Origin of the sequence: Tumebacillus amylolyticus, from assembly GCF_016722965.1 — a bacterium.
Classification (GTDB): domain Bacteria; phylum Bacillota; class Bacilli; order Tumebacillales; family Tumebacillaceae; genus Tumebacillus; species Tumebacillus amylolyticus.
Map to the genome: position 1 here is coordinate 147,436 of NZ_JAEQNB010000007.1, position 17,283 is coordinate 164,718.

Annotated in this window: 18 protein-coding genes; 13 read left to right on the forward strand and 5 right to left on the reverse strand. The window is 55.3% G+C overall.

Going from position 1 to position 17,283, the window contains the following annotated elements:
* Nucleotides 1-102: 102 nt before the first annotated feature.
* On the reverse strand, nucleotides 103-876 hold the full coding sequence (locus JJB07_RS20025) for an SDR family NAD(P)-dependent oxidoreductase (protein WP_201637885.1): 774 nt from the start codon (nucleotides 874-876) through the stop codon (nucleotides 103-105).
* Between the two features lie 531 nt (nucleotides 877-1,407).
* Here JJB07_RS20025 and JJB07_RS20030 point away from each other — a divergent pair.
* Nucleotides 1,408-1,626, forward strand: a complete 219-nt coding sequence (locus tag JJB07_RS20030; RefSeq protein WP_201637886.1) for a hypothetical protein — start codon at nucleotides 1,408-1,410, stop codon at nucleotides 1,624-1,626.
* On the opposite strand, the gene JJB07_RS20035 is transcribed toward JJB07_RS20030, so the two are convergent.
* Both JJB07_RS20035 and JJB07_RS20040 read right to left on the reverse strand, forming a co-directional pair.
* A complete protein-coding gene (locus JJB07_RS20035) occupies nucleotides 1,613-2,032 on the reverse strand; it encodes a hypothetical protein (protein WP_201637887.1) in 420 nt (139 codons plus the stop codon). The genes JJB07_RS20030 and JJB07_RS20035 overlap by 14 nt on opposite strands.
* An 87-nt stretch (nucleotides 2,033-2,119) precedes the next feature.
* Nucleotides 2,120-2,569: a molybdopterin-dependent oxidoreductase gene (locus JJB07_RS20040; protein ID WP_201637888.1), complete on the reverse strand. Its 450-nt coding sequence runs from the start codon at nucleotides 2,567-2,569 to the stop codon at nucleotides 2,120-2,122.
* Between the two features lie 72 nt (nucleotides 2,570-2,641).
* Between JJB07_RS20040 and JJB07_RS20045 the strand changes: the two genes are divergently transcribed.
* Entirely contained in the window at nucleotides 2,642-3,880 is a 1,239-nt protein-coding gene (locus JJB07_RS20045) for an MFS transporter (RefSeq protein ID WP_201637889.1), read from the forward strand.
* A gap of 63 nt (nucleotides 3,881-3,943) precedes the next feature.
* Nucleotides 3,944-4,378 (forward strand): hypothetical protein, encoded by a 435-nt coding sequence (locus tag JJB07_RS20050; RefSeq protein ID WP_201637890.1) that lies wholly within the window; start codon nucleotides 3,944-3,946, stop codon nucleotides 4,376-4,378.
* Nucleotides 4,379-4,445: 67 nt separating this feature from the next.
* Here JJB07_RS20050 and JJB07_RS20055 read toward each other — a convergent pair whose 3' ends face one another.
* Nucleotides 4,446-4,931 carry a nitroreductase family protein gene (locus JJB07_RS20055; RefSeq protein WP_201637891.1) on the reverse strand — a complete coding sequence of 162 codons (486 nt, stop codon included), beginning with the start codon at nucleotides 4,929-4,931 and terminating at the stop codon, nucleotides 4,446-4,448.
* Between the two features lie 20 nt (nucleotides 4,932-4,951).
* Entirely contained in the window at nucleotides 4,952-6,586 is a 1,635-nt protein-coding gene (locus JJB07_RS24445) for a stalk domain-containing protein (RefSeq protein WP_201637892.1), read from the reverse strand.
* Nucleotides 6,587-6,723: 137 nt separating this feature from the next.
* Here JJB07_RS24445 and JJB07_RS20065 point away from each other — a divergent pair, with 137 nt between their 5' ends.
* From JJB07_RS20065 to hslU, 10 genes are all read left to right on the forward strand, one after another.
* Nucleotides 6,724-6,969 (forward strand): hypothetical protein, encoded by a 246-nt coding sequence (locus JJB07_RS20065; protein WP_201637893.1) that lies wholly within the window; start codon nucleotides 6,724-6,726, stop codon nucleotides 6,967-6,969.
* 89 nt (nucleotides 6,970-7,058) lie between these two features.
* Nucleotides 7,059-7,226 carry a hypothetical protein gene (locus JJB07_RS20070; RefSeq protein WP_201637894.1) on the forward strand — a complete coding sequence of 56 codons (168 nt, stop codon included), beginning with the start codon at nucleotides 7,059-7,061 and terminating at the stop codon, nucleotides 7,224-7,226.
* Nucleotides 7,227-7,343: 117 nt separating this feature from the next.
* On the forward strand, nucleotides 7,344-8,501 hold the full coding sequence (gene sucC / locus JJB07_RS20075; protein ID WP_201637895.1) for an ADP-forming succinate--CoA ligase subunit beta: 1,158 nt from the start codon (nucleotides 7,344-7,346) through the stop codon (nucleotides 8,499-8,501).
* A gap of 24 nt (nucleotides 8,502-8,525) precedes the next feature.
* Entirely contained in the window at nucleotides 8,526-9,431 is a 906-nt protein-coding gene (sucD, locus tag JJB07_RS20080) for a succinate--CoA ligase subunit alpha (RefSeq protein ID WP_201637896.1), read from the forward strand.
* A gap of 76 nt (nucleotides 9,432-9,507) precedes the next feature.
* Nucleotides 9,508-10,611: a DNA-processing protein DprA gene (gene dprA, locus JJB07_RS20085; protein WP_201637897.1), complete on the forward strand. Its 1,104-nt coding sequence runs from the start codon at nucleotides 9,508-9,510 to the stop codon at nucleotides 10,609-10,611.
* A gap of 148 nt (nucleotides 10,612-10,759) precedes the next feature.
* A complete protein-coding gene (gene topA / locus JJB07_RS20090; protein ID WP_201637898.1) occupies nucleotides 10,760-12,886 on the forward strand; it encodes a type I DNA topoisomerase in 2,127 nt (708 codons plus the stop codon).
* A 54-nt stretch (nucleotides 12,887-12,940) separates the two neighbouring features.
* Entirely contained in the window at nucleotides 12,941-14,254 is a 1,314-nt protein-coding gene (gene trmFO / locus JJB07_RS20095) for an FADH(2)-oxidizing methylenetetrahydrofolate--tRNA-(uracil(54)-C(5))-methyltransferase TrmFO (protein WP_201637899.1), read from the forward strand.
* Between the two features lie 116 nt (nucleotides 14,255-14,370).
* Nucleotides 14,371-15,303 carry a tyrosine recombinase XerC gene (gene xerC / locus JJB07_RS20100; protein WP_236588243.1) on the forward strand — a complete coding sequence of 311 codons (933 nt, stop codon included), beginning with the start codon at nucleotides 14,371-14,373 and terminating at the stop codon, nucleotides 15,301-15,303.
* Between the two features lie 19 nt (nucleotides 15,304-15,322).
* The gene (gene hslV / locus JJB07_RS20105; RefSeq protein WP_201637900.1) at nucleotides 15,323-15,880 is read left to right on the forward strand and encodes an ATP-dependent protease subunit HslV; all 558 of its coding nucleotides are present in this window, start codon (nucleotides 15,323-15,325) and stop codon (nucleotides 15,878-15,880) included.
* The gene (hslU, locus tag JJB07_RS20110) at nucleotides 15,877-17,268 is read left to right on the forward strand and encodes an ATP-dependent protease ATPase subunit HslU (protein WP_347338379.1); all 1,392 of its coding nucleotides are present in this window, start codon (nucleotides 15,877-15,879) and stop codon (nucleotides 17,266-17,268) included. The genes hslV and hslU overlap by 4 nt, the downstream gene beginning before the upstream one ends.
* Nucleotides 17,269-17,283: the final 15 nt, after the last annotated feature.

The window sequence follows — 17,283 nt, forward strand, 5'->3', positions numbered from 1 at the left end:
GAGAGAGAGCCTAAAAGGCTCTCTCGTGCATGGTTCCACCGAAGGAGTTCCCACGCAACATATCATGAGGTTGAAAGGGGTGAGGTACGAGACATCCCGCACTTACATGCCGAACGTTGTCGCGCCGCCGTCCACGAATAAGTTCTGTCCAGTCACATACCCGGAGCTCTCCGAGCAGAAGAACAGCACCGGTGCTACGAGGTCCTCCGGATTTCCGATGCGGCCAATCGGGGTTCTCGTGGTGGAGAATTCGCGGAATTCTTCCGTTTTCAACGCTTCTTCGGTCATCGCCGTCTTGATAAACCAGGGGGAGATCGAGTTGACGGTGACCCCGTGACGCCCCAAGTCGTTGCCGAGCATCTGGGTGAGGTTGACGAGCCCTGCCTTGCTGGGGCCATAGGCGTTGAGCATGCCGAACGTCAAACCGGCGCTGACGGAAGCGACGTTGACGATGCGACCCCAGCCGCGCTCGATCATTTGGCGGCCGATGCGCTGCGACAAGAGGAGTGCTGAGCGCAAATTGGTATCCATCACATGGCTCCATTCCTCAGCCGTTACGTCCATAACGGACTTCACAAAGCCAATTCCGGCGTTGTTGATCAAGATATCAATGTGTCCAAAACGCTCCATGGCTTGGTTTACAGCCGTTTCGATTTTGGCGGGGTCGCTTACATCACAACACAGAGCCAGCGTGTTGCGTCCGGTCATCTCGGCGATTTCTCGTGCGGCGACGGTCACTTCGTCTTTCGTATTGGCTACCACGATGACGTCGGCACCGGCTTGAGCCAACCCGAGCGCAAGCGCTTTCCCGATGCCGCGGCCACCTCCCGTGACGAATGCAATCTTACCATCTAAGCGAAAGGACACTTCTTGCATAGTCTCAGCCCCCAGTAAAGATTGATTTTTTTACTACTCCATTACTTCGATTAATAAAATGAAAATCCTTCCATCGCAAATATTTCGAGTCGATTCGGCAAAAAATGGGAAAGTATTGTACAGAATCGTCAACTTCTGCATAAGGATAGAGGGAGGGAAGTTCGGAGGATTGGCACTCTGGCAGAGTGTGACAATTTTTCTACTTGAGGTGATGAAGGTCGCACAATTGAAGAGTTTCGTTTATAATGGAAGTATAGATAAGTGGAAGGAGGTGAAAGGGTTGGAATACGTGTGCCTCGACTGTGGTGGCTTCTTCGAGGGTGACGAAATCCGCCGATCCCAAAACCGATGCGAATCCTGTGAGGGCGTCAAATCGACAGAGGAACAAGGAGAGAGTCATGCTCAACGCGGACTGTAAAATCGAAGAAGATCACGAAACATAAACGCCCCCGACGGCAAAAGTTGGGGGCGTTACGTTTTTGTTCGATTACATATGCTATAGGTACTTCAAATCAAGGAGGAGGCCCGTCCATGTTCAAAGTCCAATTGTACAACGATGCCTTCCACCACATGATGCAGCATGACAAGACGATGGATGGCTTCTACCCGAAAAACAGCGCCGTCGTCCAGAAAGACATGACGAACGAGGAATTCGAACAGTTTTGCAGAAAGCACAACCTCGTGCAGTACAAAAATCATCTGCGCAACTATCACCACAACTACATCGCGGGTGACTTTAGCGAGACTTGATCTGCTGGTAGGACGACAGTTTTTTCAACTGCTCCATCAGTTCGTTATGCCACGTCGTGTCTCCCATGGATTTGGCGACGTTGATCAAGTCGAGCACAGAGTCGAATTGCTGGGGCACGACACGGCGGCCGGTGCGAATCCGCTCATCCTCCGGGTACTTGGCGAGTGCGTCAACCACTTTGCTCTCTCCGACCGTTTCCCGAAGCGACGTGGCTTTCACGCGGTCCGTTTCACAGTAGTGGGTGAGCATGATGTAGTCAAACTCCAGATCCGGCACGATGTGGCTCTTGTGACAGGTCGGGCAGACGAGCATCGGCACGTCGTGCACGAGGACGCCGCCTTCGGAGTAGATGCTCCGAAGGAGTGCGACCATCGTCAATCCACAGCAAAAGTCCTGTTGGTTCATCGGGCACCACCCTTTCTGCTGACAATAGGTAGACCTTTGTACCAATGTAGCATATCGACCCCCGTCTCACCAGCGGGGGTTTTCTTGCTACAACTCGGTCGGTGCGACGAGGTTTTTGAAACCGAATGTCGCTTTCTCTTCGGGCTCTGTATGGTGGACGAACTCGATTTTGACGACCGATTTGACGTTCAAGCATTCGCTCGACCCGTTCGGGACGATCAGGCGCACGGGGAAGCCTTTTTTCAACGGCTTCTCGTCTTGTTGGAAGAGCAGGAGCGCATGTTGAAGTTCTTCAAGTGGAATCGTGGCTTGAAATTCGTCGCTAGCGTGAAAAATAACGTGTGTGCTCTCGGAAAGCGGAGAAACCATTTCGAAAAGCGAAGAAATGGGAGTCGCAATTCCCGTAAACTGAGGTACAATTGGATGTACATCCAGATGCGGACTCAGTGGTCCCTCCGTGAAGTCAGAATATTGCAAGTTGGCTTCACGTGTGACCAGACCACGCACTTGTACGAGAAATTCGGTTGTAGAAGACATGATGGGACGTCACCTGGCCTTTTGATCGTTTTGTCTTGAGGTGATTGTACATCATAGAAAGAAGGAAAGTCTATGCAACTTTGGAAACGCAATCTGTTGGTGCTGTGGTTCGCCAACTTCACCGTCATGGCCGGGATGAGCCTCGTCATGCCCTTTTTGCCTCTCTACATAAAGGATCTCGGGGTGACCGATCCGGAGGAGTTGACGAAATGGGCGGGCTTGGTGTTCTCCGCCACGTTTATGGCGTCGGCGATCTTTGCCCCGATCTGGGGGGCACTGTCTGACAAAACCGGGCGCAAAGTGATGTTGCTTCGCTCGTCTCTTGGCATGGCGGTCGTCATGGCACTTATGGGGTTCACGACCGATGTGACGCAGTTGTTCTTTTTGCGTTTGGCCATGGGAGTTGTCTCCGGCTTCATCCCAGCGGCCGTGTCGCTGATGGCGACGAATACTCCGAAAGAGCATGTCGGCTATGCGCTGGGCACGTTGGCAACAGGCGGGGTGTCCGGGCAAATCATCGGTCCGCTGATGGGCGGCGTATTGGCGAACTTCCTCGGGTTCCGCCATGTCTTTCTCGTCACGGCAGGACTGCTGCTGACGGCCACGCTCATCGTGTTCCTCCTCGTCAAGGAAGAATTCAAAGTACCGGCGAAAAAAGCGGACGTGGCCGCAAACGGCCTCACTCCTGCCAAGAAAAGCCGCCTCGGCGGTCTCGTCACGGAAATTCGTAAATTAAAACCGGTGTGGCCGATGTTCGTCGTGGCGTTTCTGATCACGTTCTCGATGATGATGATCGACCCGCTGATGTCGGTGTATGTCTCGCAGTTGTCTCCAAACTCGCAGAACGTGGCACTGCTGGCGGGGATGGTAACCGCTTCAACGGGGCTTGCGAACATTTTGTTCTCCCCGCGACTCGGGAAACTTGGCGATCGCATCGGCTACAAGCGCGTGCTCTTGCTTGCTCTCTGCGGCGCGGCGCTGATGTACTTGCCGCAAGCTTTCGTCACCGCCCCGTGGCAGTTGATGATCTGTCGCTTCGGTCTTGGCATGTGCATGGGAGGTTTGATGCCGCAAGTCAACTCGTTGTTGCGCTCCGTGGCACCAACGGAGATGCAAGGGCGGATCTTTGGCTACAGCACATCCGCGATGTTCATCGGCAATTTATGCGGACCGAACGTCGGCGGGTATATTGGAGGCCATTTCGGCATCTCGACTTTGTTTTTTGTCTCCTGCACGTTCTTGCTCGTCAACGCCGTCTGGTTGCGCTTCGTCGTGCCGGACCCGCGTCCCGAATTGGTAAAAACGGCTTGACAAGCTCGCGGTCGAGAGCGAAAGTAAGGAATGAGTCTCAACATCGTGAACGGAGGAACTCCCATGCGTCAAACTTGGACCCTCATCCTCGGAGCTGCCGTGCTCCTGGCAACGGCGGGCTGCTCATCGCAACCCGGCACTCCATCCGGCAATTCCGGTCAACAACAATCGACACAAGCGGCTACTTTGGATGACCTTTCCAGCGCAACTCGCTTGGAGATGCTCACCAAGACCGATACCGACTTGCGCAATAACTGGATTTTTCAAGATCAAGAAGCCAAGGACAAAGTGGCACTTCTCGTCCCTGTGCTGAAGAGCGCGACGAAGCTCGATATCAAAGACGTCGTCAAAAGCCCGCCGACGGTGACGTTCATCGCCGACACGGCGAACGGCAAGCGGATCGTCAACGTCTTCGAAGACCGCTTCGAATACCAAGGTACTTGGTATCAACTGGACAGTGCGCCTGAGAAGACGTACGGCCCGATCGTGCCGAAGTAAGAGCCGGACAAGCGGGGCTATGAAAAAAGACACCTCTCCACATCTGTGGGGAGGTGTCTTTTTTCGGTTACGGCAGGTCTTTGATCTTGGTAACGATGGGCGCACGCTCTTTGGGAGCAGGTTCTGCTTCGGGATAGCCGACGGGGATGATGCCGACGACTTCGTAGCCCGGTTGGACGCCCAGAATGTGGCGGACTTTTTCCGAGAGGCCGGCGGACGACCAGCCGGTGCCGACGCCCTCCGCATGGGCCGCCAACATGAAGTTCTGGAGAAAGCAGGAGACGGCGGCATAGTGCTCGTCGCGGTCTACGGATGTGTGGGCGGGCGTCGAGAGCACGGCGAGCAGGGTGGGGGCACCGCCGAAGTTGTTTTTGTGCGGGATTTGGGCGCGTGTTTCCGGACCGATCCAGAGAATTTCCCACGGTTGGGTCATCCGATGGTTCGGGGCAAAGGAAGCGGCGTGCAACCATTCCTGCACTTTATCACGGGGAACGGGGTCCGGTTTGAATTGTTTTACGTTGCGACGGGTCAGGATCGCGTCAAGAACGTTCACAGATTCCAACTCCAATCTGACTAGTCTCGGTTGGTGTAGCCGTAGATGGTGATCGACTGGGTCGTTTCATCCCATTTGACGTCGCCGCCGAGGTTTTCGATGATGAAGCGCAGCGGGACGAGCATGCGGTTATTTTTCACAACCGGCTCGACATCCATTTGCACGGGTTTGAGGTTGACGAGCGCTTCTTTGTCGCCTTCGACGATGCCGATGACATCGTTGCCTTTGTCAATCAGAGTCATGTTCAGGGCACCTTCCCAAGAGACGTTCGCTCCGAGGAATTCGGCGATCAGGCGCAGGGGAACCATCGTTCGGTCGTTTTCCACGTACGGAGCCACGTCTTCGTAGGTGGTTTCTTGGGTGCCGGCTTTGAGCGGAGTTCTGTTCCAGTAGGTTTCAGCAGAACCGATCTTGATCGTGAGCTGTTGGCGGTCCATTTTGTTGTCTTTGACCCATTGGGCGTATTTGGCGGCGTCTTCGTCCGCTTTTTGCTGGTCTGCTTCGGCTTTGGCGGCGTCTTCGATCGCTTTTTTGTCAGCGTCGATCTTGTCGATGATGGTTTGGGCGAGGTTGGCTTTTTGTACGGTGACCAAACCGTCCTCATCCGTCCACCAATAACCGGCTCCACTATAGAAGTTTATGCTGTCGCTGATGGTGTGATCCTTGGACAGATGCATCGGCGTGATGTCGGTGTGCGTCGGGTCGTAGAGTTCGACGCGACCCCCGTTGTTGAGAAGCACACGGCCGTCATCGTCTGCGTTGACATCGGTGACGAGCGCGCTGAGTTTGCTGCTTGGCAGTACGGTCGAATAAGTTTGGCTCTGAATGTTGAATTTCTCCAGAATGTTCTGGCTCGGTTGGTCAAAGGTCGTGTCTTTCGTCGGGTGCGCGAAGTAGAGGTCGCCCTTGGCGTTGATCGTAAAGCCGAGCGTGCCGTACTCCAGATCTTTGGTTTTAAACGTCTGCTTGGTGGCGATGTTATAGCCCGTGACGGCTTTGTGCGAAGTGATCGTCTCTGCGTAGGACGTTCTCGTCTTGGTGACCGGCGCGGTCAAGATCCAGTCGCCGACGAGACGGCCGTAGAGGGCGTTGTTTTGTTGCGGGAAATTCGTGAGGGTGACGGAAGACTTTGATTTCAGGTCATAGAAGAATTCCGTCGGAGCGGTGTAGTTGTAGTTTTCGTAGTCGGAGGTGTTTTCGTACATCTCGACTTGTTCGTATTTGGCGGTCACGAATGCCAGTTTGCCGTTGGCAATCCCTTGGACGAAACCGGCGCGTGCGTCGGTGGAGACTTTTTTCACCGATTTCGAAGTCAGGTCGTAGGTGTAGACGCCGTCTGCATCGCCGAATGCGACCGTGGAGTTGTCGAGAGCGACGGAACTCAGCAGGCTTTGTTCCGATGTGTAGATGGCGGTTTCCACGTTGGTTTTGATATCTAAGAGAATGACTTGGGAGCGGTCTGCTGTGAGGTAGACGGCGTAGTTGTCATTGATGGCACGTGTCGGGTAGAAGTTATGTAGGTCGACGAACGCTTCTTGCTTAATGAGGGAATGAGTGGGTGTAGCATATGCAAATGCTTGTTGCGGAAGGGTTGCGGCCAGTGGAGCTGCCAAGACGGCCGTGGCAAGCAAGAGGGAATGTAACTTTTTTTTCACAGAGAATTCAGCCCTTTCTTATGATAATGATTCAAGTATACTCTTCCAAATTGTTCCTGACAATCAAGAGGTTTGTGTTTTGCTAACAACTGAATTATGATAGGAGAGGAGTTTTTGTGGGAAGGGAGGCTGTGCTTATGGAGAAGTCTGCCGTCCGCGAGATGGTTGTTCAAAAGGTTTCCAAGGAACTCTATCTCGACGAACAATTTGTACTTGATGTCATGGACGCGATGGAGAAAGAACTGGGCGACGAACTGTATGGACGCGATACGATCGCAGAGGTCGTAGCCCGCATCTTGGACATCATGGACGACACCGACGAAAACTGGGAGAGCGACAAGTCCGGCTTGACAGACAAAGGTGTCAAGAAGGTCAACCATTAGTTCCACCCCGCCTGCAAGGGATGACGGAAGGCGAAAACTTGCATACTATGTACCATCTGTGACCATTCTTGCACAAGGAGTGACCACCTATGGCGAACGAGTATGCACTGCGCTGCACGATGTGCGGTTCCACCTCGGATATCGAGGCATCTGTAATCGGGGATCTCAATCAAGCGAAGTATGGGGACGCCCCCGTCCATGTCTGTGAAGCCTGCAAAGCCCGCGTACAATACGAGAGCGAGCAGAAGTTTAAGTAAAGATTTCGACTATTTACGGGCATGCAGGGAAGTGGCGAATGGAGTCGAATATACAGTTTTGGTGTAAAACCATTTTTTCGCATGTGATCATGCATAGAACGTGGAGGAGGAAGCGGAATGAACATTCACGAGTATCAAGGCAAAGCCGTCTTGAAAAAGTATGGCGTCGCTGTTCCGAATGGCCGTGTGGCTTTCACTGTAGATGAGGCAGTTGCAATCGCAGAAGAACTCGGCGGCAAAGGCGTCGTCAAAGCGCAAATTCACGCAGGCGGCCGTGGTAAGGCAGGCGGCGTTAAAGTTGCCAAAACCCTGGACGAAGTTCGTACATATGCAGAACAAATTTTGGGGATGACGTTGGTCACTCACCAAACCGGTCCGGAAGGCAAAGTAGTCAAGCGCCTCTTGGTCGAAGAACTGTCCGACATCAAGAAGGAATACTACATCGGCGTCGTTGTAGACCGCGCGACCCAGCGCGTTGTCCTCATGGCATCTGAAGAGGGCGGCACCGAAATCGAGGAAGTCGCAGCTGCGACTCCGGAGAAAATCTTCAAAGAAGCAATCGACCCGGCTGTCGGTCTCTCGGCGTTCCAAGCTCGCAAGCTCGCGTTTGCGATCAACATCCCGAAGGAACTCGTCAACCAAGCTGTCAAGTTCATGCAAGCGCTCTACGCTGCATTTGTTGACAACGACTGCTCGATCGCGGAAATTAACCCGCTCGTCGTTACCGGCGACGGCAAAGTTGTCGCGCTCGACGCGAAGCTGAACTTCGACTCCAACGCGCTGTTCCGTCACACCGACATCTCCGAACTGCGCGACCTCGACGAAGAAGATCCGAAGGAAATCGAAGCTTCCAAGTTCGACCTGACCTACATCGCACTCGATGGCACCATCGGTTGCATGGTAAACGGCGCAGGTCTGGCGATGGCGACCATGGACACCATCAACCACTTCGGCGGCACGCCTGCGAACTTCCTCGACGTTGGGGGCGGTGCGACCACGGAGAAAGTAACCGCAGCCTTCAAGATCATCTTGGCTGACCCGAACGTAAAAGGCATTCTCGTCAACATCTTCGGCGGCATCATGAAGTGCGACACCATCGCAGAAGGCGTTATCGCAGCTGCGAAGGAAGTCAAACTGAGCCACCCGCTCGTCGTTCGTCTGGAAGGTACCAACGTTGAGAAAGGCAAGCAATTGCTCAACGAATCCGGTCTGGACATCGTAGCGGCTGACTCTCTGGCTGACGCTGCGAAGAAGATCGTTGAACTGGTGAAATAATTACCGAGCGGAGGAGGTATTCCAATGTCGATTCTGATCAATAAAGACACGAAGGTCATGACCATCAACCTGACCGGCAAAACGGGTCGTTTCCATGCACAAGGTGCAGTCGAATACGGCACGCAAATGGTAGCGGGCGTCAACCCGGGCAAGGGCGGCATGGAAGTAGACGGCATCCCGGTGTTCGACACCATCCAAGAAGCAAAGGACAAAACCGGCGCAACGGTTGCCGTTGTCTACGTACCGCCGGTTGGCGCAGCTGACTCCATCCTGGAAGCGGTAGACGCTGACCTCGACCTCGTCATCTGCATCACCGAAGGCATTCCGGTTCTCGATATGGTGAAAGTGCGCCGTTACATGGAAGGCAAGCGCACCCGCCTGATCGGTCCGAACTGCCCGGGCGTTATCACGCCGGGCGAATGCAAGATCGGCATCATGCCGGGCTACATCCACACCCCGGGCCGCGTAGGCGTTGTTTCCCGTTCCGGTACCCTCACCTACGAAGCTGTGTACCAGCTCACCGTTGAGAACATCGGCCAATCGACCGCAGTCGGTATCGGCGGCGACCCGATCAACGGCACGAACTTCATCGACGTTCTGGAACTGTTCCAAAACGACCCGGACACCGACGCGATCATCATGATCGGCGAAATCGGCGGTACGGCTGAAGAAGAAGCGGCTGAGTGGATCAAAGCGAACTGCACCAAGCCGGTTGTCGGCTTCATCGCAGGCGCAACGGCACCTCCGGGCAAGCGCATGGGTCATGCCGGCGCGATCATCTCCGGCGGCAAAGGCACCGCAGCTGAGAAAATCGCTGCAATGGAAGCAGCTGGCATCAAAGTTGCTCCGACCCCGTCCGACCTCGGTTCCACCATGGTGGCACTGCTCAAGGAAAAGGGTATGTACGACCAAGTTCTCGTCAAGAAATAAGCATCGTATTTCTGGAAAAGGGGCTCCCGTAGAGGGAGCCTCTTTTTTCACCGTTTGATCGTGAGAGGAGCGTTGGATGATGCAGGATCGTGATGTCATTCTCTGGCTTTGCACGACACAGGGGGTAGGCTCTCTCAGTGTGCGGGCTCTGCAGGATTATTTCGGGGATTGGAGGGCGATTTGGACAGCCGATGCGGACGAGATGATTCGCGGCGCAGGGGTGCGCAAAAACATCGTGCAGGCGCTCGCCAAGGGCCGAGCGGCTTTTGATCCGGTGGCTCTGCGGAGGTTGTATGAACCCCACGGCATTGCGTTTGTCACCGTGCTCGACCCCGAATTTCCCACTTCGCTGTACAACCTCTACGACCCGCCGAGCGGGTTGTTCATTTTGGGGGACCTTCCACCCACAGGAGACAGTGCCCTCGGCGTTGTCGGCTCCCGCAATCCCACTTCCTATGGCAAACTCGTGACCCGAAAGCTCGTCTCAGACCTCGCTTCCCGCGCGTTGACGATCGTCTCCGGATTTGCCCGAGGCATCGACACCATCGCTCATTCGGCTGCGGTGGGAGCCGGGGGTCGAACGCTCGCCGTGCTTGGCAGCGGACTTTTGAAACTCTATCCCCGTGAGAACACACCACTCGCACGCGCCATCGCCGACGGACACGGCTGTCTGTTGTCTGAACACCATCCGCTCATGGATGCCCGCCCTGGCAACTTTCCCGCCCGCAACCGACTGATTTCCGGCCTCTCCCAAGGCGTTCTCGTCGTCGAAGCAGGAGCGCGAAGCGGTTCGTTGATCACCGCCGACCAAGCTCTTGAACAAGGTCGCGACGTCTATGCCATCCCCGGCCTGATCACCTCCGATCAAAGTGCGGGCACCAACCGCTTGATTCAACAAGGGGCGAAATTGGTGCTCTCTTCACAGGACATCCTCGAAGACTTTAATGTCTCTCCTCAAGAGACAATCAACACCTCCACTTCTACCTCTACTTCCCTCATGCAAAATCTCCCACCTGAAGCTCTCAAAATTCTCGAAATGATCGGCCCGTTTGAACGTCAGCTCGACGATCTGTTGCTTGGAACCGGGCTTTCTACAGGCGTTCTCCATACGCAATTGTTGCAGTTGCAACTGCTGGGTCTTGTGAATGCGCTTCCCGGAGGTCGTTACATCCGATCTTGAAATTAAGGACGAAAACGAATAAAGTGGTAGGCAGAGGAATACAAACTCCGTGACATCACGAGGATACTGTGTTATAAATTGGTACATATTGCTTATAGCTGGAAGGTACCAATTCCACACAAATTAGAGAAGAAAGGGGGAGAGAGTCGTGGCTGCTGACTACCTAGTCATTGTCGAATCTCCGGCAAAAGCGAAGACCATCGGGAAGTATCTGGGCAAGAAATACGTCGTAAAAGCCTCGATGGGTCATGTCCGCGACCTGCCTAAGTCTCAAATAGGGGTCGATGTGGAGAGCGACTTCTCTCCGAAATATATAACCATTCGTGGCAAAGGCGACGTGCTCAAGGAACTCCGCGACACGCGCAAGAAAGTCAAAAAAGTCTTTCTGGCGGCCGACCCCGATCGCGAAGGGGAAGCCATCGCCTGGCACCTGGCTCATATCTTGGATGTAGACACGTCGGGCGACTGCCGCGTCGTGTTCAACGAGATCACCAAGGACGCTGTCAAAGACGCGTTCAAACACCCGCGTTCGATCAACATGAACCTCGTCAACGCGCAACAAGCACGCCGGATTCTCGACCGCCTCGTCGGGTATCAAATCAGCCCATTATTATGGAAGAAAGTCAAAAAAGGGCTGTCGGCCGGACGTGTACAATCGGTTGCGTGTCGCTTGATCATCGACCGTGAGAACGAGATCCGTGAGTTCACACCGGAAGAGTATTGGACGCTTACTGCGAACTTCCAGATGGACAAATCCAAGTTTGACGCCAGATTCCACGGATTCGGAGAGGAAAAAAAGGAACTTACATCGGAATCCGACGTTCAAGAGATTCTAAAAAAGCTGGAGGGCGCCGAATACCGCGTTCACTCCGTCAAGCAGACCGAACGCCGCCGCAACCCGTCCGCGCCGTTCACCACCTCGACTCTGCAACAGGAAGCAGCCCGCAAGCTGAACTTCCGTGCAGCGAAGACGATGTCGCTCGCGCAACAGCTCTACGAGGGGATCGACATCGGGGAGGAAGGAACCGTCGGTTTGATCACGTACATGCGTACCGACTCTGTCCGCATCTCGCCGGTCGCCCAAGAAGAAGCCCGCGAATACATCATCGAAAGTTTTGGGGCCGACTATTACCCGCCGGAAACCCGCAACTACAACACCAAGTCCAAGGGCGCACAAGAAGCGCATGAGGCGGTTCGACCGACCTCCGTTCTTCGTCACCCGGACAAGGTCAAGGAATACCTCAGCCGTGACCAGTTCCGTCTCTACAAGCTAGTCTGGGATCGCTTCGTTGCGTCGCAGATGGCGTCGGCCGTGCTCGACACGATGACCGTCGACATCCTCGCCGGCGATGTGAAGTTCCGGGCAACCGGTTCGAAGATCAAGTTCCCCGGGTTTATGACCCTTTATATTGAAGGAAACGACGAAGGCAAGGAAGGCAAAGACGAGGACGAGAAGTTCCTCCCGCCGCTGGAAGAGGGCCAAGTTCTCCAGATACCGCCGCTCGATCCCAAGCAGCACTTCACGCAGCCTCCGCCGCGCTACACCGAAGCACGACTCGTCAAGACGATGGAAGAGATCGGCATCGGCCGTCCTTCGACCTACGCACCGACGCTGGAGACGATCCAGAAACGCGGCTACGTCTTGCTTGAGGAAAAACGCTTCGTCCCGACCGAACTTGGCGAGATCGTCCATGAAATGATGGAAGAGTTTTTCCCGCAGATCATCGACGTTGACTTCACTGCAAACATGGAGCAGAACCTCGACGAAGTGGAGGACGGCGACATCGATTGGGTGAAAGTGCTCAAGGAGTTCTACGGCGACTTTGAGAAAGACCTGAAAGTCGCTGAGGAAGAAATGAAGCACGTCGTGCTCGAAGACGAAGTGTCGGACGTCGAGTGCGAAAAGTGCGGCAAACTGATGGTCTACAAACACGGACGCTTCGGCAAGTTCCTCGCTTGCCCGGGCTTCCCGGATTGCCGCAACACCAAGCCGATTCTCAAAGAAATCGGCGTGGCGTGCCCGAAATGTGCCGAAGGACAACTGGTGGAACGCCGTGGCAAACGCCGTCGTGTCTTCTTCGGTTGCAACCACTATCCGGAATGCGATTTCATCATCTGGGATCGCCCGGTCGGCAAGGCCTGCCCGGAATGTTCGCAGCCGATGGTGCTCAAGCGTTCCGGCAAAGGCGATGGCAAGGAAACGATCGCCTGCTCGTCAGCAGAGTGCGATCACAAAGAAGAAGTCGAATCAGCGGAAAGCAAACAGGGCTCCTAGCAGCCCTGTGCTTTTTTCTGATGGGGCTTCTCCATTGAAAGGAGTTTACACACCATGACTCAACCCATCACCGTCATCGGGGCAGGTCTCGCAGGTTCGGAAGCCGCATGGCAAATCGCGAAACGCGGTCACCTTGTCAACCTCTACGAGATGCGTCCCGTTCGCAAGACGGATGCTCATAAAACGGAAAACTTCGCCGAGCTCGTCTGCTCCAACTCCCTGCGCGGCGCGTCGCTGACCAACGCCGTCGGTTTGCTCAAGGAAGAGATGCGCCGCTTGGATTCCGTCATCATCACCTCGGCGGACGCGACCGCAGTTCCTGCAGGTGGCGCGCTGGCGGTAGACCGCGACACTTTTTCCGAGAACGTCACTCAGCGTGTGCTGAACCACCCGAACATCAACGTCATCCGCGATGAACTCACCGAGATTCCGCAAGACGGCATCGTGATCATCGCGTCGGGTCCGCTGACTTCGCCCGACCTCTCGAAAGCGATTGCGGATCTGACCGGCGAGGAGTATCTGTACTTCTACGACGCGGCGGCTCCGATCATCTCGAAGGACACCATCGATTTTGAAAAAGTGTTCGTGGCTTCTCGCTATGACAAGGGCGAAGCGGCGTACATCAACTGCCCGATGACGGAGGAGGAGTTCAATGCTTTCTATGAAGCGTTGATCACCGCCGAAGTGGTGCAGCTCAAGGAATTCGAGAAGGAAGTGTTCTTCGAAGGTTGTATGCCGATCGAAGTCATGGCGAAGCGCGGACGTCAGACGATGCTGTTCGGCCCGTTGAAGCCGGTCGGTCTGCCTGACCCGCGCACGGGCAAAACTCCGTTTGCCGTCGTGCAGTTGCGCCAAGACAACGGAGCGGCGACCTTGTACAACATGGTCGGCTTCCAGACGCACTTGAAGTGGGGCGACCAGTCCCGTGTCTTCAAGCTGATTCCGGGGCTTGAGAACGCGGAGATCGTGCGATTTGGCGTCATGCATCGCAACACGTACATCAACTCGCCGAACTTCTTGCGCCCGACCTATCAGACCAAGGTGCGGGACAACCTGTTCTTCGCCGGGCAGATCACCGGTGTAGAAGGGTACGTTGAGTCGGCGGCGGCCGGCCTCATCGCAGGGATCAACGCGTCCCGACTGCTTGAAGGCAAGGAACCGCTGGTCTTCCCGGACATCACGGCGATCGGGTCGCTTGCGCACTACATCACGCACACGTCTTCGAAAAACTTCCAGCCGATGAACGCAACGTTCGGCCTGTTGCCGCCGCTGGAGAAAAAGATTCGCAACAAAGCGGAGAAGAACGAAAAAATCTCTGAGCGCGCACTGGCCGCACTCGCAGATTTCACTTCCACGCACGAACTGTAAACGACGATCCAAGCGAAAAGGTGTTTCGAGGCGGAGGAGTGCCGAAACGCCTTTTCGCGTACTTGCATAAACGTTGGTTTTTGTACATAGGGATGCAGGAAAGGCAGGGAGAGTCGATGGAAGAACCGAGAGAGGATCTGCATTGGCCGGCGGCTATGGAACACCAAGTCGACCTATACATGCAGTATCTCGCCGTTGAGAAGCGCGTGTCCGACCATACGCTCGACCATTATTTTTCTGACATCGAGCAATTCGTGAATTTCATGCTGAGAGAAGAGCTTCGTGAGTTTGAGCGGGTGTCCTATCTGGATGTCCGCACGTTCATGGGCCGTCTCTCCCGAACGCATGAGAAAAAATCAATCGCCCGCAAACTGTCGGCGTTGCGCTCTCTGTATGAGTTTTTGCGCCGGGAGGGGTGGGTGGAGAAGAACCCCGCCAAAGAAGTGCGGTCACCGAAATTGGAGAAGAAGCTCCCGACCTTTCTCTATCAGGATGCCGTCGACCGGTTGCTGAACACCCCGGATACCTCGACGCCGCTGGGTCTGCGCGATCGTGCTTTGCTTGAAGTTCTGTACGCCTCGGGCGTTCGGGTCAGCGAGTTGGTCGCGTTGGACATTCCGGATCTCGATTTGAGCCAAGGCATGGCGCTCGTGTTCGGCAAAGGGGCCAAGGAACGGCTCGTGCTGCTGGGAAGTCAAGCTCTGAAAGCGCTGCAGAACTATCTGGCCCACGGACGTCCGTCGCTTTGGCAAGTCGCGGGAGGCGTTGCCGGGCACGCGCTTTTTTTGAACAAAAACGGCACGAGATTGTCTGACCGCAGTGTGCGACGAATTCTCGATAAGTACGTACTACTATGTGCGGACATGCAACACATCTCGCCGCACACCTTGCGGCACACGTTTGCCACGCACCTGCTCGACAACGGAGCCGACCTGCGCGCCATCCAAGAATTGCTCGGGCACAGCTCGCTGTCGAGTACGCAAATCTACACCCACACGGCGCGTGAACACCTGGAACGCGTGTATACACAAGCCCATCCGCGGGCCTGAGAGAGAGGAGCCAATCTAGATGAGCGCTAGTCAATTCCATTCCACAACGATCTTCGCCTGCCGACGCAACGGGCAAGCTGCGATGGCCGGAGATGGTCAGGTGACGTTTGGACAGAATATGGTCATGAAAAACGGAGCGAAAAAAGTCCGCCGCCTCTACCGGGGCGAAGTCGTCGCCGGATTCGCCGGGGCGGTTGCGGACGCTTTTACCCTTTTTGAAAAGTTTGAAGGCAAGTTGGAGGAGTTCCACGGCAATTTGCAACGTGCCTCCGTCGAACTGGCAAAGGAATGGCGCATGAACAAGATGATGCGCAACCTCGAAGCGATGCTGATCGTCATGAACCGCGAGACGCTGCTGCTCGTCTCGGGCAACGGGGAAGTCATCGAGCCGGACGACGATGTGATCGCCATCGGATCGGGCGGCAGTTTCGCGCTGGCCGCAGGTCGTGCGCTGATGCAGCACACGGACTTGTCTGCGCGCGACGTGGCCCGCAACGCCCTGCAGATCGCCGCTGACATCTGCGTGTACACCAACGACAACATCATCGTCGAAGAGATCGGAGGAGAGAGCCTGTGATCAACAACAACTTGACTCCGCGTCGCATCGTGGAAGAACTCGACCGCTACATCGTCGGACAGAAAGCTGCGAAAAAAGCGGTCGCCGTTGCCCTGCGCAACCGCTACCGCCGAGCGCTGCTCGCCGATGACATCCGCGATGAAGTCACGCCGAAAAACATTCTCATGATCGGGCCGACCGGCGTGGGCAAGACCGAGATCGCGCGACGGCTGGCGAAGCTGGTCGGAGCGCCTTTTATCAAAGTGGAAGCGACGAAGTTCACCGAAGTCGGCTATGTAGGCCGCGACGTCGAATCGATGGTGCGCGACTTGGTCGAGACGGCGATTCGGATCGTCAAGCAAGAGCGCATGGAATCGGTCAAGGAAAAAGCGGGCCGCATGGCGGAAGACCGCCTCGTCTCCGTGCTCGTTCCTGATCCTGCAAAAACAAAAAATTTCAAAAACCCGTTAGAAATGCTCTTTAGTGGCAATGCTGGTATTCAACAAGACGACAGCGCACAGGAATCTTATGAGATCCGCCAAAAGCGCAATGAAGTTCGTCAGAAGTTGGAGCGCGGCGAGTTGGAAGAACAACTCGTCGAAGTGGAAGTCGAGGACAACTCTCCCGGCATGATGGATATGCCGGGCATGGAAGGGCTTGGCATGAACAACTTGCAGGAGATGCTCGGCAACATGATGCCCAAGCGCCGCAAGAAGCGCAAAGTCCAAGTCCGTGAAGCGCGCAAATTGCTTGCCCAAGAGGAAGCTCAGAAACTGATCGACATGGACGACGTGACCACCGAAGCCGTCTACCGTGCCGAACAGTCGGGCATGATCTTCATCGACGAAATCGACAAGATCGCAGGCAAGGAGCGCGGAGGCGGTCCCGACGTGTCTCGTGAAGGCGTGCAGCGCGACATCCTGCCGATTGTGGAAGGCTCGACCGTCAACACCAAGTACGGCCCGGTCAAGACCGACCACATCCTGTTCGTTGCAGCAGGTGCCTTCCACATCTCCAAACCGAGCGACCTGATCCCGGAGCTGCAAGGCCGCTTCCCGATCCGTGTCGAACTGACGAGCCTCACTGCGGACGATTTCCGCCGCATCCTCACCGAACCGCAGAACGCCCTGATCAAGCAATACATCGCGCTGCTTGAAACAGAAGGCATCAAAGTCGAGTTCACCGAGGACGCGATTCAAAAACTCGCCGAGCTGGCGACGACGGTCAACCAAGAAACGGACAACATCGGGGCGCGCCGACTGCACACCCTGTTGGAGAAGTTGTTGGAAGATCTTTCGTTTGAAGCGCCGGACGTGATGCTTGAGAAAGTGGTCATCACGCCGATCTACGTGCAAGAGAAATTGGAAGGAATCGTGAAGAACAAGGATCTCAGCCAGTTCATCCTGTAGCGCACACAGGAGGGT

Coding starts and splice junctions, on each gene's coding strand:
- JJB07_RS20025 (WP_201637885.1), bottom strand. CDS start 876: ATGCAAGAAGTGTCCTTTCGCTTAGATGGTAAGATTGCATTCGTCACG.
- JJB07_RS20030 (WP_201637886.1), top strand. CDS start 1,408: ATGTTCAAAGTCCAATTGTACAACGATGCCTTCCACCACATGATGCAG.
- JJB07_RS20035 (WP_201637887.1), bottom strand. CDS start 2,032: ATGAACCAACAGGACTTTTGCTGTGGATTGACGATGGTCGCACTCCTT.
- JJB07_RS20040 (WP_201637888.1), bottom strand. CDS start 2,569: ATGTCTTCTACAACCGAATTTCTCGTACAAGTGCGTGGTCTGGTCACA.
- JJB07_RS20045 (WP_201637889.1), top strand. CDS start 2,642: ATGCAACTTTGGAAACGCAATCTGTTGGTGCTGTGGTTCGCCAACTTC.
- JJB07_RS20050 (WP_201637890.1), top strand. CDS start 3,944: ATGCGTCAAACTTGGACCCTCATCCTCGGAGCTGCCGTGCTCCTGGCA.
- JJB07_RS20065 (WP_201637893.1), top strand. CDS start 6,724: ATGGAGAAGTCTGCCGTCCGCGAGATGGTTGTTCAAAAGGTTTCCAAG.
- JJB07_RS20070 (WP_201637894.1), top strand. CDS start 7,059: ATGGCGAACGAGTATGCACTGCGCTGCACGATGTGCGGTTCCACCTCG.
- sucC (WP_201637895.1), top strand. CDS start 7,344: ATGAACATTCACGAGTATCAAGGCAAAGCCGTCTTGAAAAAGTATGGC.
- sucD (WP_201637896.1), top strand. CDS start 8,526: ATGTCGATTCTGATCAATAAAGACACGAAGGTCATGACCATCAACCTG.
- dprA (WP_201637897.1), top strand. CDS start 9,508: ATGATGCAGGATCGTGATGTCATTCTCTGGCTTTGCACGACACAGGGG.
- trmFO (WP_201637899.1), top strand. CDS start 12,941: ATGACTCAACCCATCACCGTCATCGGGGCAGGTCTCGCAGGTTCGGAA.
- xerC (WP_236588243.1), top strand. CDS start 14,371: ATGGAAGAACCGAGAGAGGATCTGCATTGGCCGGCGGCTATGGAACAC.
- hslV (WP_201637900.1), top strand. CDS start 15,323: ATGAGCGCTAGTCAATTCCATTCCACAACGATCTTCGCCTGCCGACGC.